The sequence below is a fragment of the Streptomyces sp. NPDC057963 genome (genome assembly GCF_042887155.1).
Lineage (GTDB): Bacteria > Actinomycetota > Actinomycetes > Streptomycetales > Streptomycetaceae > Streptomyces.
Map to the genome: position 1 here is coordinate 475,597 of NZ_JBHVPX010000002.1, position 21,993 is coordinate 497,589.

General features: G+C 68.3%; 18 protein-coding genes and 6 pseudogenes. 14 read left to right on the top strand and 10 right to left on the bottom strand.

What is annotated here, in order from left to right; translation table 11 throughout:
- Nucleotides 1-17: 17 nt before the first annotated feature.
- Complete coding sequence (locus ACFVT1_RS05910) at nt 18-1,055, bottom strand: hypothetical protein (protein ID WP_389792915.1); 1,038 nt, start codon at nt 1,053-1,055, stop codon at nt 18-20.
- A gap of 402 nt (nt 1,056-1,457) precedes the next feature.
- On the opposite strand from ACFVT1_RS05910, the gene ACFVT1_RS05915 reads away from it, so the two are divergent.
- The 5 genes and pseudogenes from ACFVT1_RS05915 (at nt 1,458) to ACFVT1_RS05935 (ending at nt 4,630) form a co-directional block, all read left to right on the top strand.
- Nucleotides 1,458-1,583 carry a hypothetical protein gene (locus ACFVT1_RS05915; RefSeq protein WP_389792918.1) on the top strand — a complete coding sequence of 42 codons (126 nt, stop codon included), beginning with the start codon at nt 1,458-1,460 and terminating at the stop codon, nt 1,581-1,583.
- Nucleotides 1,584-1,624: 41 nt separating this feature from the next.
- A pseudogene (locus ACFVT1_RS05920) lies at nt 1,625-1,690 on the top strand (NUDIX hydrolase); the annotation flags it as partial.
- A gap of 329 nt (nt 1,691-2,019) precedes the next feature.
- The gene (locus tag ACFVT1_RS05925; protein ID WP_389793375.1) at nt 2,020-2,247 is read left to right on the top strand and encodes an integrase; all 228 of its coding nucleotides are present in this window, start codon (nt 2,020-2,022) and stop codon (nt 2,245-2,247) included.
- 372 nt (nt 2,248-2,619) lie between these two features.
- Nucleotides 2,620-3,219 (top strand): hypothetical protein, encoded by a 600-nt coding sequence (locus ACFVT1_RS05930; RefSeq protein WP_389792920.1) that lies wholly within the window; start codon nt 2,620-2,622, stop codon nt 3,217-3,219.
- A gap of 628 nt (nt 3,220-3,847) precedes the next feature.
- A complete protein-coding gene (locus ACFVT1_RS05935) occupies nt 3,848-4,630 on the top strand; it encodes a polysaccharide deacetylase family protein (protein ID WP_389792922.1) in 783 nt (260 codons plus the stop codon).
- A gap of 654 nt (nt 4,631-5,284) precedes the next feature.
- On the opposite strand, the pseudogene ACFVT1_RS05940 reads toward ACFVT1_RS05935, so the two are convergent.
- A pseudogene (locus ACFVT1_RS05940) lies at nt 5,285-5,857 on the bottom strand (IS110 family transposase); the annotation flags it as partial.
- A gap of 621 nt (nt 5,858-6,478) precedes the next feature.
- Here ACFVT1_RS05940 and ACFVT1_RS05945 point away from each other — a divergent pair.
- Together ACFVT1_RS05945 and ACFVT1_RS05950 are read left to right on the top strand one after the other, a co-directional pair.
- Nucleotides 6,479-7,750 (top strand): LAETG motif-containing sortase-dependent surface protein, encoded by a 1,272-nt coding sequence (locus ACFVT1_RS05945; RefSeq protein ID WP_389792924.1) that lies wholly within the window; start codon nt 6,479-6,481, stop codon nt 7,748-7,750.
- Nucleotides 7,751-8,187: 437 nt separating this feature from the next.
- Nucleotides 8,188-8,466: a hypothetical protein gene (locus ACFVT1_RS05950; protein WP_389792926.1), complete on the top strand. Its 279-nt coding sequence runs from the start codon at nt 8,188-8,190 to the stop codon at nt 8,464-8,466.
- A 43-nt stretch (nt 8,467-8,509) separates the two neighbouring features.
- Here ACFVT1_RS05950 and ACFVT1_RS05955 read toward each other — a convergent pair whose 3' ends face one another.
- Nucleotides 8,510-9,448: an alpha/beta fold hydrolase gene (locus ACFVT1_RS05955; protein ID WP_389792927.1), complete on the bottom strand. Its 939-nt coding sequence runs from the start codon at nt 9,446-9,448 to the stop codon at nt 8,510-8,512.
- Between the two features lie 127 nt (nt 9,449-9,575).
- Here ACFVT1_RS05955 and ACFVT1_RS05960 point away from each other — a divergent pair, with 127 nt between their 5' ends.
- Nucleotides 9,576-10,211, top strand: a complete 636-nt coding sequence (locus tag ACFVT1_RS05960; protein ID WP_389792929.1) for a TetR/AcrR family transcriptional regulator — start codon at nt 9,576-9,578, stop codon at nt 10,209-10,211.
- Nucleotides 10,212-10,540: 329 nt separating this feature from the next.
- Here the strand turns inward: ACFVT1_RS05960 and ACFVT1_RS05965 are convergent.
- Both ACFVT1_RS05965 and ACFVT1_RS05970 read right to left on the bottom strand, forming a co-directional pair.
- A pseudogene (locus ACFVT1_RS05965) lies at nt 10,541-11,214 on the bottom strand (nucleotidyl transferase AbiEii/AbiGii toxin family protein).
- On the bottom strand, nt 11,211-11,558 hold the full coding sequence (locus ACFVT1_RS05970) for a transcriptional regulator (RefSeq protein WP_389792931.1): 348 nt from the start codon (nt 11,556-11,558) through the stop codon (nt 11,211-11,213). Before ACFVT1_RS05970 ends, ACFVT1_RS05965 begins: the two are co-directional and overlap by 4 nt.
- Nucleotides 11,559-11,620: 62 nt before the next feature.
- Here ACFVT1_RS05970 and ACFVT1_RS05975 point away from each other — a divergent pair.
- Nucleotides 11,621-11,845, top strand: a pseudogene (locus tag ACFVT1_RS05975) (helix-turn-helix transcriptional regulator); the annotation flags it as partial.
- Nucleotides 11,846-13,214: 1,369 nt separating this feature from the next.
- Here ACFVT1_RS05975 and ACFVT1_RS05980 read toward each other — a convergent pair.
- The 4 genes from ACFVT1_RS05980 to ACFVT1_RS05995 form a co-directional block, all read right to left on the bottom strand.
- A complete protein-coding gene (locus tag ACFVT1_RS05980) occupies nt 13,215-13,919 on the bottom strand; it encodes a hypothetical protein (RefSeq protein WP_389792933.1) in 705 nt (234 codons plus the stop codon).
- Between the two features lie 74 nt (nt 13,920-13,993).
- Nucleotides 13,994-14,659 carry a response regulator gene (locus ACFVT1_RS05985; protein ID WP_389792935.1) on the bottom strand — a complete coding sequence of 222 codons (666 nt, stop codon included), beginning with the start codon at nt 14,657-14,659 and terminating at the stop codon, nt 13,994-13,996.
- Entirely contained in the window at nt 14,656-15,762 is a 1,107-nt protein-coding gene (locus ACFVT1_RS05990) for a sensor histidine kinase (RefSeq protein ID WP_389792937.1), read from the bottom strand. Before ACFVT1_RS05990 ends, ACFVT1_RS05985 begins: the two co-directional genes overlap by 4 nt.
- Nucleotides 15,763-15,905: 143 nt before the next feature.
- A complete protein-coding gene (locus tag ACFVT1_RS05995; protein ID WP_389792938.1) occupies nt 15,906-16,451 on the bottom strand; it encodes a hypothetical protein in 546 nt (181 codons plus the stop codon).
- A gap of 1,273 nt (nt 16,452-17,724) precedes the next feature.
- Between ACFVT1_RS05995 and ACFVT1_RS06000 the strand changes: the two genes are divergently transcribed.
- Nucleotides 17,725-18,174 carry a helix-turn-helix domain-containing protein gene (locus ACFVT1_RS06000; protein WP_389792940.1) on the top strand — a complete coding sequence of 150 codons (450 nt, stop codon included), beginning with the start codon at nt 17,725-17,727 and terminating at the stop codon, nt 18,172-18,174.
- A 45-nt stretch (nt 18,175-18,219) separates the two neighbouring features.
- Nucleotides 18,220-18,795 (top strand): PIN domain-containing protein, encoded by a 576-nt coding sequence (locus tag ACFVT1_RS06005; RefSeq protein WP_389792942.1) that lies wholly within the window; start codon nt 18,220-18,222, stop codon nt 18,793-18,795.
- A gap of 378 nt (nt 18,796-19,173) precedes the next feature.
- On the opposite strand, the pseudogene ACFVT1_RS06010 reads toward ACFVT1_RS06005, so the two are convergent.
- Nucleotides 19,174-19,322 (bottom strand): annotated as a pseudogene (locus ACFVT1_RS06010) (phosphotyrosine protein phosphatase); the annotation flags it as partial.
- 187 nt (nt 19,323-19,509) lie between these two features.
- On the opposite strand from ACFVT1_RS06010, the gene ACFVT1_RS06015 reads away from it, so the two are divergent.
- The 3 genes and pseudogenes from ACFVT1_RS06015 (at nt 19,510) to eccD (ending at nt 21,941) form a co-directional block, all read left to right on the top strand.
- Nucleotides 19,510-19,911, top strand: a complete 402-nt coding sequence (locus ACFVT1_RS06015) for a hypothetical protein (RefSeq protein WP_389792945.1) — start codon at nt 19,510-19,512, stop codon at nt 19,909-19,911.
- 142 nt (nt 19,912-20,053) lie between these two features.
- Nucleotides 20,054-20,365, top strand: a pseudogene (locus ACFVT1_RS06020) (hypothetical protein); the annotation flags it as partial.
- Between the two features lie 220 nt (nt 20,366-20,585).
- Nucleotides 20,586-21,941 (top strand): type VII secretion integral membrane protein EccD, encoded by a 1,356-nt coding sequence (gene eccD, locus ACFVT1_RS06025; RefSeq protein ID WP_389792947.1) that lies wholly within the window; start codon nt 20,586-20,588, stop codon nt 21,939-21,941.
- The last annotated feature ends 52 nt before the right edge of the window (nt 21,942-21,993 follow it).

The following is a 21,993-nucleotide window of genomic DNA, read 5'->3' on the forward strand; positions in this document are numbered from 1 at the left end:
CTCGCGGGCAGCACGCCTCACGGCTCTGCCGGCAGCTGCAACCCCGTACAGTTCCCGCGCCGCACCTGGTCCTTCGCGAACGCGGCCACGTACTCGCGCAACAGCACGCGCCGCTCGGCCGCCGTCGAAGGCCCGGACTCCTCTTCTGCGTGCCGGTAGAGGGACGTGTAGCCCCAGTGCGCGGCGAAGCCGGCATTCTCGCCGCCGCACTTGGCGACGGCCCACGCCCTGTCCTCGGTCAGCGCGGGCTTCCAGACGGCGCCCTCGCCCATCGGCAGCGGGGCAGGGCCCGAGCCCATCTCGCGCATGTTCCTGCCCCACTCACCCCGCCAACTGGTCAGTTCGACGAGTGGATTGCCCGGTCTTCTGCTGCTTCCGTCCGCGTCCTCCTCGGCCGGCTTCGGCGCGTGCAGCGTGCACCGTCCGACGACCCCGCCGTCGGCGACGGCGATGCGGACCTCCCCGTCGCGTCCTTCCGCCGGGACGTGGGTGGTGGCGAGAGCGTTGCAGGCGGTGCCCTTCGCTTCCGCGCGGGGTACATACCTGCCCGTGTCCGGCACCGCCCCGTCCTCAGGCGCGGGCAGCGGCTCGCCGCCGCAGCCGAGCTTTCCGGTCACCTCGTTCGTCATCCGCACGGCGAGCCGCAGCATGGCTGCCTTCTCCTCGCGGCTCTTGGCGAAGTACGTCCAGGTGCCCACCAGCAGTCTGCGGTGTTCCCGAGCAGGCCCCGTGCCGCCGCGCGGGCACTCGGGCATGAGGTAGACGCGGCTGTTCTCGGCCTCGAAACCGGGCAGCCCGCCCGGCAGTACGGCGTGCGGCGCATAGGAACTGCCGATGTACCGCATCTCATCGGCCCGGTCTTCCCCGCCGAGATAAGCGTCTACGGCGACCACGACTTTGCCCTGGTCGTTCTTCAGCACGCAGCGGTACTGGCCGAGATCCTTGTCGAAGGACTCCCGCTCCGTCCCGAGCCGCTCGCCCGTCCGTACCGTGTCCAGATCGCCGCGGGGCAACTTGCCCCCGCACGCCTCACGCGCCAGCCACCAGTCCTTCACCGGCGCCCGGACCGAGAACCCGGCGATGACCAGGACGACCAGCGCACAGCCCGAACCCCACAGCCACCTACGGTGTCGCCACGCCCAGTCTCTCACCGGTTCCCCCTCGCTCACTCGTACGCAACTTCCGCACCAGTGTGCCCAGCCCTCCCCAACCACCCACCGCCCGGGCCCGAACCGCCTGGACCCGAATCGGCCGGACCCGAACTTCCTGGACCGAATCTCCTGGACCCGAATCGGCCACCGGTCGGCCGAGTTGCCCCGGCAGTCGACAGGCCGACGCCAGTGCCCCCAGTTGCAGGTCCTACGCGTCGACGACTTCGTCGACGGCAGCGGGACCGAGGGAGTCGACGTCCTCCATGAAGCTCAGGCATCCGGGCGTTGACCAGGTCGGGGTGGACCATGACCGACCCCGCCCGCGCCGAGATCGGCCCCTCCGCGTCGTTCATCACCGGGCGATCCGTACACGTCGACGGCGGGCGCTGCTGCACTGAGACCGCCAACAACCAAGGAAAGAGCACCACGTGATCGGGCGGGTCTGCGCTGTCATCGTCACCCCGAACGACACGATGCCGGTCACCCGCCGTACCCGGCCCGGCATCCCTGTCCACTGGGTCCTGCCCGGAGGAGGCGTCGAGGCCACCGACGAGTCCCGGGAAGCCGCACTCCACCGGGAGAGCCACGAGGAGATCGCCGAGCAGGGCCGACATCGTCCGCCTTCTGCGCACGCTGGAGACCGACGACGAGCGACAGCTCTTCCACCTCGCCCGCATCAAGACGCTGCCTGGCCGGGTTTCGAGGTCGGGTGGCGATTCAGTCGGAATTCCTTCGGCCCGGTCTTCAACGTCACCCGGACTTGTATCGGGAGAAAAGCCCGGACGGTCTGCTTTTCTTGGGAGAGAAGGAGCCATTTCGCCGGTCCACCTTCGGGCGGAGGTGGAAGAGGGCGCGCACCGAGGTCAGGATGTCGGATTTCCGGCTCTATGGCCTCCGCTATACCGTGCACGCTTTTTCTGCCCGATCCGGGGCGACGCTCAAGGACACGATGGCGCGCGCCGAACAGTCGACCGAGAAGGCTGCACTCATTCACCAGAATTCCGACCTTGGGCAGCAGAAGGAGGTCGCCAGTGGGCCGGGCCGGACGGTGCAGGCCGCCCGAGAGGGGGGCGTGAGCAGCAGGAGAAAGGCCTGATCGGAGAGGCGGCCGCCGTGGTTCGCTCGCCGGGTCGCCGGGTCGCCGGGTCGCCGGGTCGCCGGGTCGCCGGGTTGCCGAGCCGCCGGGTTGCCATTCGACCAAGACCGCCCGCATTCATTTGGCGGCTGACCCGGTTCCGGAAACCCCGCCGAAGCGGTGAGTCGCCTCTTGGGCCTCATCGCATTTCTCTACGGGGCTGCGTTTCGCCGACGATTCGAGAGGATTTGCCTGTTGTGCTGTCGGAAGAAAATACTCGAAGAGTTGACTGTACTATCGTGAGCGCGAAGGTATGCGTAAAGGAACCGGCTGTTCGCTTTCATGATATAGTCCTCATGGATTTACAGAACGCCGCGAAAAAAGGGGAATGGCGTGAATACCGAGAAGGTTACGGCTCGACGTCTTACGGCCGAAGAGGTTTCGGAATTGGGCCTCCAGGACGGCATCTTCGTCTCGGCGGAGATGGATGGCCTTCCTCTCGACTGCTACGCCCCGGCCTTCCTTGTGAAGCCGGGTAAGAATTTCGAAGGAGGGTCCTTCGCCGCGAGGACGATCTTCGGTGAGGAAATTCATGTTCTCCCGGACAATGCCGAAGAGCGCGGGATCTGGATTGCCGACAAGGCAGGGGAGGAAATCGAGGTTCTCAAGAGTGCCGGCGTCCTCCTGAACCTCGCCCTCTTCGTGCCCGAGGGGAGCAAGGAATCTCTGGATTCGCTCTACGCCGCCGCTCGGGACGCGTTCGGCGCGGGGATCGTTCAGCGCTGGAGCGAGGAAACCGTCGCGGTGCCGGACGTCAAGGTCGACCTGTACGAGGAGCCGGCCCGGGGACGGAAGAACACGAACAATCAGAACCGCGACCGCCGTGCCCTGGACATCTACCCGACCCGAGTGCGGTTCCTGGAGCCCAGCGATGGCTGGAAGTTCGTTGTCGAACCGCACAAGGAGATCGTCGATGAGACACCGACGATCTGACCTGAGGGCAGGTTAGCCTCGGTCTTTCGCGGGAGCCCGTCAGCTTGCTGACGGGCTCTTCTTCGTCTGTCGGCGCGTGGGGGGCAGGCCGTCGGCCCGGTTGTCGCGGCGGGTGGGCGCCGGAGTCCATGCTTCCGGTGGGATGGTTCAGGCTCGTCGGGGCAGGTGGATCTCTGGTCAATCGGGGTTCGGGAGGGCGTCGCTTCGCTCGACCGCGCTGGTGATGACGTCGGTCCAGTCCCAGTGGTGGGTGAATCGCATCTGCCAGCGGAGGGCGGTGGTGATCAGCCGGGCGGCGGCTGCGAAGAGGCGGAGTCGCAGACGGCGGGGTTCCCGGAGCGGGGCCGGTCGCGATCGGGGTGTCGCCGGCGAAGCGGGCGAGCCGCAGGCCGTCGGCGTCGGTGAAGCGCAACCGGGTGTCGAGGTACGGCCGTTGCTCGCGGACGAACAGCCGCATGCCCTTCGGCCGGCCGGCCGGGACAGCCTTTCGTCTGTCGCGGAGCTCCTGCGTTTGTCGCCGGCCCCCTGCGAATTCGTCAGCGATCGGTAACAGAGGGATCTTGCACAGGCATTCGTATGTCTTCATAGAGGCACGGCATCGGCGGAGACAGCAAAGGGGTGGGCGGACATGGCAAGGCACAAGGGAAGGGGATCGCACGGTCGGCTCCTCGCGGCGGCGCTCGGGGTGACAGTGATGGCCGCTGCCGCCTCGATGTGGACCGCGCAGGCCGACCCCACCGGAGGGCGGCAGCCGCAAGCACGTGTCTCGGTGCCGGGCGCCCAGCCTCAGGACCGGACCGTGACCAAGGTGGCGGCGGACATCGCGCACGCCTCGGACCGCGGGCCCCGGGGCGTCAACATCACCATCGACGACGGACCGGACCCGGTCTGGACGCCTCAGATACTGCAACTGCTGAAGGACAGCGGTGTGAAGGCTACGTTCTGCATGGTGGGCACGCAGGCCCAGGCGCACCCGGACCTGGTCAAGGAGGTCGTGGCGGCCGGGCACCGGCTGTGCGACCACACGATCTCGCACGACACCGCCATGGACACCAAGTCCGAGGCATACCAGTCCCAGCAGATCCTGGATGCCGAACGCATGATCACCAAGGCGTCCGGAGGCGTCCGGCCGCAGTATTACCGGGCCCCGGGTGGCGCCTTCACCCCGTACAGCCGACAACTCGCCGCGTCCCGGGGGATGCGGCCGCTGGGCTGGAACGTCGACTCCAAGGACTTCGAGCGTCCCGGCGTGGACACCATGGTCGCCACCGTCAAGAGGGAGATCTCCAACGGGCCGACCATCCTCTTCCACGACGCGGGAGGGGATCGCTCCCAGACCTTGGCCGCCCTGCGCGAGGTGCTGCCCTGGCTGAAGCAGCAGGGGTACTCCTTCGGCTTCCCCGTGCGGTGAGTGAGGCTCGCCCGCACCGACATCGGCCCCCCCGGCACCGGCAGACAGGCATGACCGGTTGGCCGTCGCAACCTCCGACCGGTCTCAGGTGATCAGGAGCGGCCGGACGGCCGCGTTCTGCACACCGCGGGCCGACGGCAGGCAAGTCTCCACTCCGAGCGAGTGCAAAAGAAGCCCCTGGCCACTGGCCCGGGGCATCTCAATGCTTCAAGTCAAGCAGTGCGTGACCTGATACATCCTAGTTCGTTCACTTTTGTGAGCTCTGACCATTTGGTGGGGCGACCGGACGAACGGGAGGCGACACATGAGCGGATCCTTGGACGATGGCATGCAGGCATCCGGGTCGTGGGATGTTCAGACCCAGGCTGGAAATGATCTGCTGAGGAAGCTCGGTTCGGCGTACTACGCCGAACGCCGAGGCGATGGAACTTCTGATAACACGCAGAGTGCGCTGGACGCTCTCGATGCACACATCTCCACTCATGGAGATGGTTTCCTCCAGGGCTGACCCTCTTTTCCCATCGCCCCGGTCTGGCTCGCGCCACCGGGGCATCTCCACGCAGAAGTCAAGCCGCCGCAGGTACCGGTGCAGCGGCTGTAAACAGGCGTTTGTCCCTCAGCATCGCCCGCAGTACGTCCACCCTGCGCCGGGCAACGGATCGCCGCAGGTTTCTGGTAGCCAGCCAGAAGGACCGGAGGCGCCCGCGACCGGTACTCGAAGGCTCGCTCCAGGGCTGGGGAGATGCCCACCAGGAGGTCGCGAAGGCGGTTCAGCATCCGCACGCGGTCGGCCATCAGATCCCGGCGGTACCCAGTCAGGAGCTGGAGCTCACTCGTCATCTCGACGGAGGTCTCGACCGGACGGAAGTCCCGGCGCATGCGCGCGGTGTCCGCGATGGTCCGAGCGTCCTTGGCGTCGGTTTTCCCTTCGCCTCGGTAAGCCCCCGACATGCGGTTCACGGTCTTGCCGGGGATGTAGACCACCGACTGGCCGTGAGTGAGGAGTAACGCCAGCAGCAGAGCAGACGTGCGGCTGGAGATGTCCACCGCCCAACGGACCTCGTCCGCCAGGTCCAGCGCGGCGGCGATCAGCGCCAGGGTCTCGGCTTCGTCGTTCGGGACCTTGCGCGACAGGAGTGAGGCGCCCTCGCCGTCGACGGCCACTGCCCAGTGGTGGCCCTTGCCGGCATCGATGCCGACCCAGATCCGCTGAGGTTCAGTGCTCATTGCGCGCCCTCACCACGATTGACCTGCACTTCTGTGGTCAGAGGAACACTCCGCCGTCGAAGCCTTGATCGGCGGTGTCCGCATCTCTCAATCAGCGGTCAGAGCGTCCAAGGGAGCCGGGCGGCCATGCCCCGCGAGCCATCTGAGCGGCACTTTCTCATCAGTCACACCCGGCTCCCCCGAACCACAACCGACCTGTCTCGCCTTGGGATCACACCGATGGTCTTAAGGCTTTTTCATGGAACGGGTGACGAGATTCGAACTCGCGCGCTGAGCTTGGGAATCACCTCACCGGCGATGTCTGCCCGAATGAGCTGCGCTGCCGGCCGCAGGGGCGCGTACACGGAGGTGCGGGTGTGCGCCGGGTGGGGCGGCGCCGGAGAGGCATGGAACGACGCGTCCAGTCTCATGTGGCATTCCTCACAGCGAAAACACAGGAAGTGAAAGCAACTGCACCCTTTCGTCTTTTCTGTCTGTCCCGGTGTCGTGGTGTGGGCCGGAACAGGTGAAGAAATCGTGACGGTCGACTGTTGTCCCGGTCATACGATCACCTCAAGTCGCATCTGCGTGTCCCATTCCGCTGCGACCCCTTCTTCTCTTTTCGGACCCCGAAGGGCTTTTGTGAAGATTCGCCGGATTCTTGCCACAGCTGTTGCCGCTGCAGTGACCACGCCCGCCCTCCTGCTGTCGGTCACCCCCGCGTTCGCCGACGACAAGCCGGCAGCGCAGACGCAGAAGAAGCCGTCCATCGCGGAGCTGGAAAAGGCCGCCGCCGCAGCGAAGGCGGCGTACGACGACGCCGTAACGGCCGAGAACGCCGCCCACGCGGCTCTGGAAGCGCTCCTGTCCGACACCGCTCCCCTGGCCGTGGCGGCCAAGGCCGCCCAGGCCGCGGCGGCCGTGGCCGCCACCGTGAAGACCGACGCCGACCAGGCGGTCGTCGACGCCAAGGCGGCGGTCGACGCCCTCCCGGAGACGGCCACCGAGGAGGAGAGGGCCGCGGCGGCGACGGCTCTCACCAAGGCGGAAGCCGACGCCGCAGCAGCCGGTGAGGCCAAGGCCGCCGCCGACGCCAAGGTCGTGGAAGCCCTGGACGCGCGTGACGACGAGCGGGTCGCCGCAGTCCGGACGCTGGACCGGGCGCAGAAGGCCACCAAGGCGGCGCTCGCTGACAAGACCGCCGCCGACGAGGCGCTGGCCAAGGCGAAGGAGGAAGGTGAGGGCGGCGAGGACTGCGTCCCCGAGGCCAAGCTCACCACGGTCGTCACGGGTCTGCCGTCCACAGTCGTCGCCGGAACGAAGGTCAACTTCAATCTCCGGGTGACCAACGGCACCGACAGGACGATGGACGAGGTACTTCCGTTCGCCTACGTCCACGCGACCGACCGGAGCGGGCTCAACGACATCGACGACCTGGTGCACCTGCAGTGGTCGTCCGCCTCGTCCTCGACGTGGAAGAACGTCGACAACGAGCACTACATGGACGCCATCAGCCCGCTGAAGGCCGGCGCCCACGCCGACGTCAAGATGCGCCTCACGGTCGACGCCTCGGCCCCTGCGGGCAACGGCATCACCTTCGTCACCGGTGACTACTTCAACGACAACGGCACCTGCGGCGGGAACCCGGACCTCAAGGACTACGAGTTCCGGATCGCCGCCGCGGGCAGCAAGCCCGGCAAGGTCGACGACGCCAAGCCCGGCACGACCAAGCCGAACACCTCGGACGTCAAGCCGCAGGGCGGCGCGTCGGCCAGTCCCGTGAGCGGCAGCCTCGCCGCCACCGGCTCGTCCTCCGCGACGCCCCAGCTCGCCCTCGCGAGCGGCGCGGCCCTGGCGATCGGCGCGGGCGCGGTGTTCGCCGCACGCCGTCGCAAGGCCGGCTCCCACGCCTGACGCATGAGGCGGGGTGCCGAACCAGGCCCCCGCCCCACGCGGGCCGACCAGCCCCCCCCGCCCCACGCGCTGACCGCCCAACGGGCCCGACACCGAGCGGTGTCGGGCCCGCTGCCCATCACTCCACCGAAGAGCGCCGGCGCAAGCCCGCTGACGACACCGACGCCGATGTCCGACGCCTGCACACACAGGCGGACCGGCGCCTGGACGGCAGCGCGGTCGCCCACATCTACGAACTCGTACCCCGGATTCCGGCTCCGCCCGGAGCTGCGCGGAGAAAACGACGCGCAGGGGCGTGGGCCCGAACGTAGACGGGTCTGCACCCTGAGGTGTGTGGCACAGGTCGCTGGAAACCGCGTCCTGGCATTCGGGACTCTCGGCCGCATTCGCAGCGCCGCCGCCGAGGCAGGCATCCGTACCGCCGGCGGGGCCGCCGGGTGACCGACGACGGTTGGGTAGGGGAGTACGCCTTCCCTCCTGAGGACGGGGCCGGCTACCCGAAGACTGTGCGCGACGAGGTGAAGGCCGTCGCCGTCCAGATCGTCGGACTTGCCAACCTCGGCATCCACCCGGCCGGACTCGGTGATCCCACCCCCGGCACGGCTCGCCGTCACATGCTCGCCTCCGGCGGACGGTTCGAGACCCGGGCACTCCCCCGGACAGGGCCACGTCTCCTCGCCGCGGTCCTGGTCGTACCACCGCTGCACCTGCCCTGACTGCAGCCGCCACACCGGCGCCAGTGTTCCCCAGCCGCAGGTCCTACGCGTCGAATGCGGCCGGCTCGAGGGAGTCGACATCCTCCATGAAGCTCAGCATCCGGGCGTTGACCACGTCGGGATGGTCGATCTGCGGTCCGTGGCCCGTCGCGGCGATGATCTCGGCGCGGGCCCCGGGGATCAGGCGCGGCACCCGCTCCAACTGCCGTTGCGGGTGTACCAGAAGGCTGCGCTTGCCCATGATGACGTAGAGCGGGGTCCGGATGGAGTGCAGCGCGTCCTCGGCCAGCGGCAGCGGTGCGGGGCGGCGGATCCTGAAGGCCCGGGCGCCCACCTGGACCCACTTCCGCAACTCGGGAACGGCGATGACCGGCTGCTCCAGCCAGGAGGCGAGGCGGGGGCGCAGCGCCTTGGGGGCGAAGCTGGCGAAGAGGCTCACGAAGACCCAGGCGAAGAAGCGCAGGCCCACCTTCTCCAGGCCGCCGGGGTCGAGGGCGGTGACCGAGGCGAGCCGTCCGGGTCGGCGGTGCGCCTGGTTGAGCACCAGCCAGCCGCCATACGAGGAGCCGACGAGGTGGACCCGGTCCAGGCCGAGCGCGTCGAGGGCCTCGTCCATCCACTGGGCGGCGCGCTCGGGCTGCCACATGGGCTCGCGGTGGACGCTGCGCCCGGCGTCGCCGGGGGTGTCGAGCGCGTAGACGGGCCGTTCGCCGCTGAGCGCGGGGGTGTTGGGGTACCACATCGCCGAGCAGTAGCCCGCGCCGTGGATCAGGACGACCGGCGTGCGGGATTCGGCGGCGGGGTCCGTGGGACCGTACCGGTAGACGTGCGTGGTGCCGAAGCTCGTCTCGACGTCCGTCTCGGAACGAACGGGTGCGCCCATGGCGTAGAGGACGTCGCTGGCGGCGAAGTAGCGGTCGCGCAGGGTGTCGTTGACGTAGCGGCCGACGTCGCGGCGCACACGGGTCGTGTTCTCGGGCACGGGGCACCTCCGGGAAGATCCGTTCTTCGTAATACGACCGTACCATGGTGATGGTACGGCAGTACCATAAAGGTGTCCGGAGAGAGCGGACGGCGAACCCCACCCCGACGGACGGAGACACCGGCACATGCCAAAGCGCGTGGATCACGAGGAGCGGCGCACCCAGATCGCCGATGCGTTCATCCGGGTCGCGGGGCGGCGAGGGCTGCACGCCGTCGGCATGCGCGACGTGGCCGCGGAGGCCGGAGTGTCACTCCGGCTCGTGCAGTACTACTTCGAGACCAAGGAGAAGCTGCTCTTCTACGGGGTCCAGCACCTGACCGATCGCTTCACCGCACGGGTGGGCACCCGCCTGGCTGCCGCCGGCCCGGACCCGGGCCCCCGCGCGACCATCGAGGCGATCCTCCTGGCGTCCCTCCCCACCGACGAGGAGAGCCGCACCTTCCACCTCCTCTACAGCTCCTACTCGATCCTGTCCGTGACCGATGAGGCGCTGGCTTCTCAGCCCTTCCTCGACAACCCCGACGCCGCGGAGAACGCCCTGACAGGCTTGCTCGAACAGGCCCAGGCATCAGGCCTGGCCGATCCCGGCGTCGACGCGCGCACGGAGGCGATCAGTCTGCTCGCGATGACGGCGACCATGGGCACCGGCATCCTCGTGGGCCAGCGGAGTCCGGAGTCGGCCATCGGGGTACTCCATCACCACCTGGACCGGATCTTCGTGACCGTCGAGGCGTCGGCGGCCGGGGAGGGTCCGATCTGACGTGCCGTTGCGGGACTTGTGGCACGCGGACAGTGCGCGGCTCTGAAGGATTCAGGCAACACAGAAGGCCCCGGTCGCCGGCCTGGGCTTTCGTTCAAGAGCGGGTGACGAGAATCGAACTCGCGCTCTGAGCTTGGGAATCACCGGCGCTTACTCAGTGGGCAGGTCGCTGACCTGCTTGTTTGTGCTCAGAGATGGGGATGGCGCGGGCTCTGGTGGCCGTGCTTGACCGCTGTTGTCCGCTCCGAAGGGCGCGGATGGGGCACGGTCGCCGGGGCTGAGTAGCCTGACACGCATCGTGCCGAGCGTGTCCGGTCTCCATGCGGCCATCAGTCTTCGTGCGGGGCCTCCAGTTCCTGGAGCCGTTCGCCGATGTCGTCGGCCCATGCCTGTGCCCACTGCCGCAGCCTGGTGATGGCTTGCCCGTCGAGTCCGTAGGCGGCGAATTCCGTGTCGTCGATCCAGTCGGCTCCGCCCAGTCGCGCTTGCAGCTCGCTCAGTTCGAAGGAGTCACGGGCATGGCGTCGCCCGAGCTCCTCGAGTTCGACATGGCTCCAGCGGTCCGCAGCGGCCTGTACGTCGATCAGGTCCCTGGCGAGTCCGCGGTCGGACAGTGCACGGACCTTGGTTCCGACGACATCTTCGAGGGACAGCACCAAGCCGTGCTGTGTGTGCACGGGTGGCCGCCAGAGTGCTTCCTTGAGGATGTCGACCTCGCACTCTTCATGACTGCCGGGATCTGCGACGAGCAGGCGCGCGGAGAGCGGGTCTGCTTCCAGAGCGCTGACCTGCCACCCGCGTTGTTCCAGGCCGGTTCGTACGGCAGCAGCAATGTCCTCCATGCGATCGGGGTTCTCGGTCGCGACGTCGAGGTCCTGGCTGAGCCGGTCGACCAGAGGCCGTGCGCCTGGACCGCATAGCCGCCGGTAAGGGCCAGAGGATACGCACCGCCTACGGCAAGCACGTCTGCGAGCAGGCGACGGTGCAGGTCTGTGAGGTTCACGCAGCGGCCTGGGCGCTGTGGGCCAGTTCGTCGAAGGAGCATTCCCAGACTTCACGAACATCACGGCTGATCAGTGTGCGCAGTGTGGGCCACAGGCTGGTGAGGAGGCCGCGATTGAGGTACTGGACCAGGTCGTCGTGCTGGCCCTCGGCCAGGACGATGCGGTAGTAGCTCATCCGCAGCCGGGGCTGGTCGAGGTCGAACGTGGTCAGTCCTGACCACGCAAGGTGGAGCGGCAGGCTCACTGTGCCGTGCTCGGGGCCGGCAAGCTCGGAGAGTGCTGCGGGCACGCGCCGGGCGAACTTTGCGCGGCGGAGATCGGAAAGACTGGGCTGTGATGCCATGCGTCGATTATCCAGGAAGAGGCCCCACGGGCACTCGGCCAGCCGGTGACACGGCCTTCTCGATGTGGGGGCGACCTTGCCGCAGGCGCCCTCGACTGTTGCTGCAATCACGGGGCCGTATGTCCGCGCGGGGAATCGCCGACGAGCTGAACGTGTCCGTGCGCACCGCCTACCGTGACGTGGCACGTCTGCAGTCCGCAGGGGTCCCGGTCTACGCGGAGCCGGGCCGCGGGGGCGGCTACCAGCTGCTCGACGGCTACCGCACCCGCCTCACCGGGATGAGCGAGACGATCAAATCCAACTCGACGGGCAACCTCAAGACGACCGTCACCGCCTCCACCGACGGCTACTTCCGCTACAGCTTCGCGGGCACAGCGACGACTCCGGCGGTCAACGCGGCCGGCGACTTCGTCGACGTCCGATAGCCACGTACTGAGAGCGTTTCTGAGACCTCATGCGGGAGAACGCCGATTCGACCACAGGCGACCGTCACACCGCGCTGGTCGAGTCCGAGCGGATGTCCGACAGGGGCGCCGCCCTCACCGGGGCGGCGCCCCTACCCGTATGACGGTGATCCTTTGACCCTGTGGCCTTATCCCTGTCAGTCGTCGTCGCGGTCGACTTCACGATCGTCCGCGCTCACCGGCACGCTGCCCGGGGCCTGTCGAAAGGGCCCCGGCCGGCAAGCCGGCCGACCCTGCCCTCGGACGGTCCTGCAGAGATCTGACCACCAAGAGCCACCTCGCGTCCGACTGCCGCTGCGGCCCGCTTTCGTCGTCACCACAGGCGAGGTCGGTGATGCACCGGCGTTCACTCAGGTTATGGACGGCCTATGCGTGCTCAGGCGGGTTGGCTGCCCCAGGAGCACACCAAACGTGGTCCTCGCGAACAACGCGTGCCGTCTCGCGTGATCCGCACGCATCTGCGGCGGGCGGAATTCGTGCCGGGCCGTGACCTGACAAACAAGGCCCGGGTCTGCGACCTGGGCCTTCGTCGTGGAGCGGGTGACGAGAATCGAACTCGCGCACTGAGCTTGGGAATCACCCGATGCTCGGGCGTCAATGTGCGACCTGACCTGCGGAAACAGGCTGATGCTTCCCGGATCCGAGTGTCGTATCGGCACCTGTGATGACCGCTCTTTACCGCTCCGACTGGCACGTAATGGCACGGCCGGTCACAGGTTCAGGTCCAGGCGTCATGGAGGTCCTCGGGGGTGAGAGTGGGGACGTCGGCGGTGCAGCCGTTGCGGGTGACGGAGAGCAGGGGGTGGTGTCATCGGCGCCGGGCAGCTGGGAGCGACGGGTGAAAAGGCGGGCGAGGCCGCGGTTGTCGAAGGGCTTCTTCTCCAGCCACTTGACCGAACCCACGAGGGTGATCTTCTTGGCGATGGGGGCGCGGTCGGCGCAGCGAGCCGGGGCAGCATGCACGCTTCATCGCCACCGTCCGCACCGTCTTGGAGCAGATGGAATGGTACGACGCCGCTTCCTGGATGGCGTCGAGTGAGCCGACTGCCGTCACCGTGGTTCACCGCCCCAGCGGGCACGCAGCAGGCACGGCGATCACTCGTACACGACTGCGGCGCTCAGGCGCGAGTGAACAGCGTCGGCGACCCGTTCCAGCGCAGCCCGATCCTGTCCACGACCTGGGTCGCGAGCGTTAATGCGGCCTCGTCCCGAAGCCGTCCGTGAGGGTTGCTTCGTCGGCACTCAACCGCGCGGCTGTTTCATGACCGAGGGCTTCCGCTTGTGCGACGAAGACGCCGCTGGCCAGTCCTCGCAACCACTCCACCATCAGGCGAATGCAGAACGGGTTGGGCCAGGGCCTGCCCTCGACCGGCAAAGCCAGAACCTTGATCGCTGCGGCCAGGCGGGCGAGCGGAGAGTCGTGACCGTCCAAGACCGGCCCGAGTTCATTCGGCCGGAGCAACTGGCCCTCTGGAGCGACGCGGACGAGTGGCAGCGGATGCTGCGCGACCGCGGTCACCGGGAGGCTCCGATCGCCCGAACCGAAGCCAACACATACGCGCGAAGCACGGCCGGGATCGTCAACGCACAGGACGACACGTTGCGAGCCTGACGACACCAAGCCCGTGACCCACCGGGTGAGGTTCTCCGCGTCGGCCACGCATACCCGCGACCCCTCTACGTTCAGCACCCCGTCGAAGACGTCGTCTCCCATGACAGGCATAGCGCGGTTCCAGATCGATACCCGAGTGAGCGCGGTCTGCCCGCGAGTCTGGACGACGATGTGTTTGCCGTCGCTACAAGCTGGCGCGTTGTCCCAGTCCAGCTCCGGAGGATCGGTGGATCCGATGAGGAGCACCGGATGATTTGTGTAGAAGTCCACAGCCCCAACCAGCACGACGCCCCTCCTGATCTGCTGAGATGCGCAGAGAGTATCGCCGCGCGAGGTGGAGGCCGCAGAGTCTCGACGACTCAGGCCAGGCCTGCCCCGAGGGCGCGGCGCACGGCGTCGGCGCGGTCCTTGATGCCCGCCTTGGCGAAGAGGTTGTTGATGTGCGTCTTCACCGTGGCCTCGCTGATGAAGAGCTTCTCGGCGATGGCACGGTTCGGCAGGCCCTGGCCGATCAGGGTGAGGACCTCGCGCTCGCGCGGGGTGATGTCGCCGGGCAGCGGCTGTCCGGGGGCCGGGGGCTTGGTGCGGACCGTCTCCAGGAGGCGGTTCTGGACTTCGCGGTCGAGGACGGACTGCCCCGCGGCGGCGGCGCGGATGGCGCGGGTGATGTCCTGGCGCCCCGCGTTCTTGGTGAGGTAGCCGCTGGCGCCGGCGCTCAGCGCGGCCAGGATGGAGTCGTCGTCGGCGAACGTGGTCAGGATGACCACGGCGACCTCGGGGTGCTCCTCGGTGAGCCGCCGGGTCGCCTCGGTGCCGTCCATCACCGGCATCCGCAGGTCCATCAGGACCACGTCGACCGGGCCTGCGGCGACTGCGGCGAGTACTTCGGTGCCGTCGGCGGCCGAGGCGACGACGTCGATGTCCTCGGCCAGATCGAGGACCGCGGCCAGCGGCTCCCGTACGGCAGCCTGGTCGTCAGCGACGATCACACGCAGCCGCTGGGGATTCTGCGTCGGTTCACTCATCCCGGAATCACTGCCTCCACTTGCCAGCCGCCTACGTCCGGTCCTTCGGTGACCGGGCCCGCAGTGATCGTGCCACCCAGCAGGGCGACCCGTTCCCGCATGCCGATCAGCCCCATTCCGCTGCCGACGCCCGCGCGCACCGCACGGCTCGCCGCGCTGTTACGGATCCTCAGTGTCGTCGATGCGGCATCGAACGTCAGCTCCACATGGACCTCGCCGCCGGGCGCGTGCCGGACGGCGTTGGTCAGCGACTCCTGCGCGATCCGCAGCAGGTTCTGCGTGACCTGGGACGGTACGTCGCGCACGGTGCCGGTGAGGGTGAGGGCGCCGCGGTGGCCGGACGAGTCGAGCATCGCGGTCAGGCTGCCCACCAGCGGCAGGGAGTCCTCACGGAGCGCGTGCACGGTCCACTGGGCCTGCTTCAGGCTCTCCTTGACCATGCTGTGCGCCTTCTGGTTCGCCTCGCGGACCTTCTCCAGGTCACCGGTTTCGATCAGGGCGTCCGCCAGTTCCAGCTGCATGTTGATGCCCGCGAGGGAGTGGGCCAGGACGTCGTGCACGTCGCGGGCGATCCGTCCCCGCTCGGTGAGGACGGCGGCCTGGGCCTCGGCGCGGGCAGCCCGCTCGGCGGACTCCGCGGCCTCGATCACCGCCTGGACGGCGCGCCGGCGGCTGCGGTTGATGATGCCGAGGACGACCGGGGTGGCGGTGGCCAGACCGACCGCCCAGGGCAGCAGATGGTGGCCGGGGCCGACGCGGAAGTACAGGACTCCGCCGCACAGCAGGCTGCAGAACGCCGCGAGGGCCAAGGCCGGCTTGGGCTGCAGCCGGTATCCGGCGTGGCCGACGATGAAGAACGCGAAGAGGTAGCTCGATCCGCTGCGGCTGACGGCGATCAGGGCGGCCGCGGCGACGATGCCGAGGGTCAGCCAGACCAGGGCGACGCGGGGCGGGACCCTGTGCTCGGGCAGGTGCCGGGCGAGGAGGGCGAGGCAGTTGACGACGATGAGCGCGGCGACCACGAGGCCCCGGCCGCTGAGACCGATCGGCCGCACCGTGATGAACGCGGAGCCGATGACGCAGAGGGTCAGGACCCAGCCCACGCGAGGATCGTGACCTGTGAAGGCCAGGGGGCCGGACGCTCGGTACGGGGCCGAGCCCGTATCGGGCGCGCTCTGCTCTGTAGGGGTGCTCTGCTTTTCTGGGACGCTCTGTGCTTCGGGCACGGCGTGACCATAGTTCACGGTCAGGCCGTGCGGTCGAGAGAGGGCGCCGGGTGCGTCGCTGCGGTCGTCTGCGCCTGCCTGCCGTTCACCATCCGGCTCCGGACAAAGATCGTCGCGAGTCGCGTGACGACCTCGGTGAGTGCCATCAGGACGAAGGCCGCGACCCAGGCCTGGTCGGTGGTGATGTGGTGGGCGATGCTGAACCGCGCGACGTTGTCGGCGCCGCCGTGCGAGACCCAGAACTGGAAGCACATGCGGGCGCCCATGCCGAGCACCCAGAGGATCGCGGAGACCGCGCCGGCCTTGATCAGCAGGTGCTCGCCCGCACCCCGGATGCGGGTGTAGACGCCGCCCGCGATGCCGAGCGCCGCGCCGACGGCCATGAGCGCGCCGATCAGCACCAGGTCGTTGCCCGCGGTGGGCACGCTGTCGAGGTACGTGTGGGCCACGAAGGCCACGATCCCCAGCGGGATCAGGAAGGTCTTGAGGTCGAGACGGCCTTCCCGCAGTTGCCGGAAGACGATCAGGACGAGGGCGATGTCGGTGATCCACTCGGTCGTTGTCATGCCCTCAAGAGTGCTGGCGTAGGGCCTCGCGCACCTGGACCCATGGGTGGAACGACAGGTGGAGATCGTCGTCCCGCACTCATCCACCCCACCTGCCCGCGCCTCTGCGCCGTACCGCTTGGCGAGGTCCGGGGCGAGCTCGGAGAGGCAGGCGCACAGGTCCATCACGGCGGCCGCGCGCTCGGGGTCGGCAGGGGTGACACGGGTCGGCACGACATGCGCCCTGAGGCGGGGCGGTGGCAGAGGCGGCTCCGGCGCCGCGACGAGTGCCGCCGGGCGAGGCCGGCGCCGTAGGGAAGTACTCCCACAGCGTCCACCGGCCCGCTGTTGCCTGGACTGCAGACTCCCGTACCTTGGCTTCCTCGTCTGGACTCGCCCACGCACGGATTGCCACCTGTAGCGAAGCGGAGCTCGCCATGGCTCTTTCCCCGCCCGCCCCGGCACCGCCAACCGGACCTGAGCCGCGCCGAACTTGTAGGCGCAAGCGCACCAGAGTGAGGTCGGAGGGGGGTGAAGCGCCGGATGACCGGCACGCCGATACGGACCTCATGGTCCGAGCGCACCAGTCCAGTCCGAAGGCACAACTGATCTACCAGCACCCCACGAAGAAGCACCAGCGCAAGCTCGTGAAGAGCATCAAACCGAAGTCCGGCAGCAGCGTGAAGAAGCAGCTGAGCACGCTCAGGCGGAGAAGCCGGAGTACTCGGGCTGAGGTGGCGGCGGCCTCGCCTGCGGGGCACGCAGCGGAGGCGGGACTGCCCAGCACACTAGACAGCAAAGAAGAACCCCAATTTTTGACCTGGGGCTCTCATGCGGAGCGGGTGACGAGAATCGAACTCGCGCTCTGAGCTTGGGAATCACCTGGCCCTTGACCTTACGTATGGGCTCTGACCTGCTGAAATGCGTCCCGATGGTCAGGCCCTGACTGCTACGTCGGTTCCTTTGGTGACCGCTGTTTATCGCTCCTACTGGCACGTTGTGGCACGGCCTCTTGCGCGGTGACAGGGGGAGGTATTGGCAGGGGGTGCGCGTTGCCCAGCGCGCTGGCGTGGTTCGCCGGGATGCCCGGTGGCGTGGGCATCAGCTTTGCCTGTGCTGCTCACGTATCCGTTCGGAGGGCCTCCACGGGCCGTTGGCCCGCAGATTGGTGAGCAGGGCAAGTCGCTCGGGCGGGACGCGGCAGATCCCGTCTGCCCTGGGGTTGCCCGCGTCGTACCCCCAGGTTACAGTTATTTCAGATGGTACTAGGCGGGGTCAGTGATTGGAGGCGACCATGGCTCGTTCCAGCGTTCTTGCCCGTGCCGAGAAGGTGGAGCCGAATCCCTCGCACCAGGGTGCGCTCGCGGCGACTGCTCGGATGGCGCCGGAGGCGGTCGAGGTGTTGGTGCGTACCCGGGATGGCAGCGAGTTCGTGCTGCCTGGGGAGCTGGTCCGCCTGCTTCTGACCTCGGCCGGTGAGCTTGCCCGTGGGCATGCGGTGACGGTCCTGGCGTCCGAGACGCAGCTGTCGCCCGCTGAGACTGCTGAGCTTCTGGGTCTGTCTCGGCCGTTCGTCGCACGCTTGCTTGATGCCGGCGACATCCCTTCGACGAACCTGCCGGGCAGTAGCCACCGGGTGGTCCGCCTTGCGGACGTGCTGGTGTTCCAGCGGCAGCGTGAACGACGCCGAGAGGGCCGGCGCCAGATCGCAGATGTCTTGGAGGGTGTCGATCCGGCCTCTTGATCCGGGCGTCGCGGGTAGCCGTCGGAGTGAAGAAAGAGGGGGAGCGTGGCAGCGCGGGTCTTTGTGGACACCAACGTCCTGTTTCCGTTCTCGGTCATGGACGTGATGCTGGCCCTCACCGAGGATGCTATCCACGAGATCGTGTGGTCCGAACGGCTGCTCGCGGAGTGGGAGCGGGTCATCGTCCGGGAGGGAAAGCGTTCGGCGAAGTCGGCTGCCGCAGTTGCCCAAGCCGTCCGGCGTTTCTTCCCCGACTGCGAGATCGAGACCGCGGTATACGGGCACCTCGTGGATGAAATGCCGGGTGATGACCCCGACGACCGGCATCACTCGGCGGCAGCGGTGGCGGCCGGTGCCGACGCCCTGATCACGTGGAACGTTGCCGACTTCCCTGCCGGTGATTTGGCCGAGCGCGGAGTGCGAGTGATCGACCCGGATTCGTACCTGTGCGGGCTGTACAAGGAGTTGCCGCACGAGGTCGCGGAGACGGTAGTCAGACTTGTCGGAGAGAAGCGCAACCCGCCAGTCACCCTCGCTGATGCCGTCGCCCGTCTCGCGAAGGCCGGCCTACCCGTCTTCGCTGACCTGCTGACAGGACACCTCGGGCACCGAATGAGGTGACGCGAGGGCTGGTGGTGCGAAGGTGGTGCCGAACCCCTGATGCGGACCAGACGGAAAAGAAGCCCCTGGCCGTTGGCCTGGGGGCTTTTTCATGGAGCGGGTGACGAGAATCGAACTCGCGCTCTGAGCATGGGAATCTACTGCGCGGAGGGCATTCACGCCATGCCTGACCTGCGTAAACAGGCTCTGTCGGACCCCTCTCGAAGGCCCTCCGGGATCAGGCTCTGACCGCTGTTGACCGTCCTTAAGGGCACGGTTGGGGCACGTCCTTCGCGGTACTTCCTCGTAGAGGGCGTGGGCCGCCTGGATCGCCCGCGAGCGCCTCTCGCTGGTAGGCCGCTGATGCCCGGGCTTGCTCCCGCAAGCAGTCAGCTGGAGGGGGCGGGGGGTGACCTCCGCGATCAGGCCCTCGACCAGCTTCTTGATCTCGTCTCGGATAGGCGGACGGCCTCGACGTCCTGGCCCGCAGGGTCTTCGGGCTTCCAGTCGAGGTAACGCTTGCCCGGGAAGACGGGGCAGGTGTCGCCGCGGCAGGCATTGCGTGTCGGCGGGTGTGACTGGCAATACGCAGGATTGCGTGCATCAGCTGTTCATCAGGCCGAAGGCTGGGCCTTCCAGGAGCGGGCCAAGGACTCGTCCTATGCAGACTCGGCGTCGTAGTCGAAGGACGCTGCCCTGCAGCCTCGGTTGCGGGCAGCGTTGCAATTCACCCAGTTGTCTTCGCCGGGACCCAGCTCGATGGGCTTCCGGCAGTTGCGACACTCCGACCGTTCCGTGGCCGAGCTGATGCTCGCGGCCAACTCGTCGATGCGCTCGAGCAGCTCGCACGCGGGCATCTCGGGATCCTCTGAGGCCAAGAAGGCGACCATGCGGCGGGCTTTCTGGAGCGTGGACGCATTCAAGTCGGTGACCCCTTTGGGAGCGGCGCCCTGCTCGCTGCTGATCTCCGTACTGGTCATCGCGGCGGCCATTGATCGGACGGGCCCCTTCGAGAACCACAGCCTCTTCGAGATCACGGCCAACCTGATGGCCCTCAACGGCTCGGCCGCCCTGACGGCCCTGCTCCTGTCCGCCATGGTCACCGAGCAGAAGAACGTCTGCCTGAAGATCGAGTAGGCCTGCGTGGAGCTGGCCGAACTGTCGCCCGCCTCTCCGCCGTGACCCGGACCGCGACGCGCGGAGCCTCCGGGGTGTACCCGAACCCGACAGATGTTCTATGTTGCACAGGCGAAACAGCGGGGGAGGCGACGGACGACACATGGCACGGGACTACGACAGTCAACTGCTGGAGTCGGTGGCGGTACGCCGTCGCAGGATGCGCGACGCGTTGCTTTTCGGAGCGGGGCGGGCGCGACGCACCGCGGACGAACGGCTCGGGAAGGTGTTCGCGGGGATGGCCATCGCGGCCGTCCTGTGCGCGGTATGCGTCGGATGGTCCTTCATCCAGGCCACGCTGGCGAAGCAGAAGGCCGAACAGCAACAACAGAAGCAGCAACAACAGGGACTCGTGCAGCCGTACGCGCAGCCGTCGGCGCCCCCGACCCCCTCGCAGGCGTCGGCCCCGTCGAAGACGGCCTTCAAGGCGGCGTCCGGGCACGCATCCGGGCCGCCGTCCACCACGCCCTCGAAGGCCGGGACCCCTGCCAGGTCGGCAACCCCGACGAAGTCCCTCCGCCCGTCCAAGGCGCGCACGTTGCCGCCGCCGTAGGCGACGAAGACGCCCAAGCCGACCCATTCGTAGAAACCTTGACGCTGAAGGGCCGCAACGCCGCGATGATAGGTTCCCGCAAGTGGTGAGCACAGCAACGACTTCCCGAGCGCAACTGTCCCGGGTGACCCTGGTCGGTGAGCGACGCCGGGCCGACATGGTCCTCCCCTCGGACACCCCCATAGGGCAGCTGCTTCCGGACATCCTGCAGTTGCTCGACGACCGTGCTGCCTCGCGGCCCATGACACGCCAGTTGGTGACGTCGGACGGTTCGGCGCTGCCGCAGGACAGCACGCTGGCCGGCGCCGGCATAGCCGACGGCGCGGTCCTGCGGCTGGTCAGGACCCACTCCGCGCCGCCCGCCCCCGTCGTTCACGACGTCGTCGACCTGGTGGCCGACGATCTCGACCTCCAGGCCTGGCGCTGGCGCCCCGCCGCCCGCAGGGGCAGCGCGGGAGTGGCGACCGTCGCCTTCGCGGTGACCGCCGCACTGCTCGCCCGCCGCGAGTTCGCACTCGACGCCCTGGCCGGCGCCCTGCTCGTCGTCACCGTCCTCCTGCTCGCCGCCGGCGCCCTCGGCGTCCGCGTCGGGAACGGAAACCGAGGCCTGGCCACGACTCTCCTGCTCGCCTCCGGAGGACTCGGCATCCTCACGGCGTGGACAGCCGCCGATGCCTACCAGTGGGCGGGGATTGCACGACTGGCCGCCGTCGCGGCCGCGCTCGTCCTGCCCCTCGTCATGCTCGGCTGGTTTTCCCCGCTCGGTCGCGGCGGATTCATGGGCGCCGCCGCCATCGCCGCGATCACCGCCGTGTGGGAGGTGGTCGCCTCCGTTCAGGACGACCCGGCCCGACTCGGCGCGGTCATGGCCATGTTCTCCCTCGTTCTACTCGGCCTGCTGCCCCGCCTCGCGCTGATGGCCTCGGGGCTGACAGCGCTCGACGACCGGCGCTCCGGCGGAACCTCCGTGAGCCGGCACCAGGTGGGCAACGCGCTCGCCGCCACGCACCGGGGCCTCGCCCTCGCCACGATCGCGACGGCCGTCTCCGCCGCGGCGGCCGGCTGGTTGCTCACGCTGGCCGGCGAACCGAGCGTGTGGACCGTGGTGCTGCCGACGCTCGTCGCCGTGGTGCTCCTGTCGAGGTCACGGGCCTTCCCGCTGGTCGCGGAGGTCGTGGCGCTGATCGCCGCGGCGGGGTTGCTCCTCGTACGCCTCGTGATGCTGTGGATCGGACACGGCGGCGGCGCGGGAGCCCTCGCCGTGCTGTGCGTGGCCGCGCTGCTGCCGCTGCTCGGGCTCGCGATGCAGCCGCCGGACCACGTGCAGGTACGGCTGCGGCGCATAGCCGACTTCGTCGAGTCCGTCGGGGTGGTGGGGTTGTTCCCGCTGGCCGGTGGGGTGTTCGGCATCTACGGGCAGTTGCTCGACAAATTCTGAGGTTCACGCGCAGGCGCTCCGCGCGGGGCAGCAGGTCGGAAGAAGAGGGCAG

What these genes read in the sequence shown, in the direction of transcription:
- ACFVT1_RS05935 (WP_389792922.1), top strand. Translation starts at nt 3,848, where the DNA reads ATGGCAAGGCACAAGGGAAGGGGATCGCACGGTCGGCTCCTCGCGGCG.
- ACFVT1_RS05925 (WP_389793375.1), top strand. Translation starts at nt 2,020, where the DNA reads ATGTCGGATTTCCGGCTCTATGGCCTCCGCTATACCGTGCACGCTTTT.
- ACFVT1_RS05995 (WP_389792938.1), bottom strand. Translation starts at nt 16,451, where the DNA reads ATGACAACGACCGAGTGGATCACCGACATCGCCCTCGTCCTGATCGTC.
- ACFVT1_RS05915 (WP_389792918.1), top strand. Translation starts at nt 1,458, where the DNA reads ATGACCGACCCCGCCCGCGCCGAGATCGGCCCCTCCGCGTCGTTCATC.
- ACFVT1_RS05970 (WP_389792931.1), bottom strand. Translation starts at nt 11,558, where the DNA reads ATGGCATCACAGCCCAGTCTTTCCGATCTCCGCCGCGCAAAGTTCGCC.
- ACFVT1_RS05985 (WP_389792935.1), bottom strand. Translation starts at nt 14,659, where the DNA reads ATGAGTGAACCGACGCAGAATCCCCAGCGGCTGCGTGTGATCGTCGCT.
- ACFVT1_RS05960 (WP_389792929.1), top strand. Translation starts at nt 9,576, where the DNA reads ATGCCAAAGCGCGTGGATCACGAGGAGCGGCGCACCCAGATCGCCGAT.
- ACFVT1_RS06000 (WP_389792940.1), top strand. Translation starts at nt 17,725, where the DNA reads ATGGCTCGTTCCAGCGTTCTTGCCCGTGCCGAGAAGGTGGAGCCGAAT.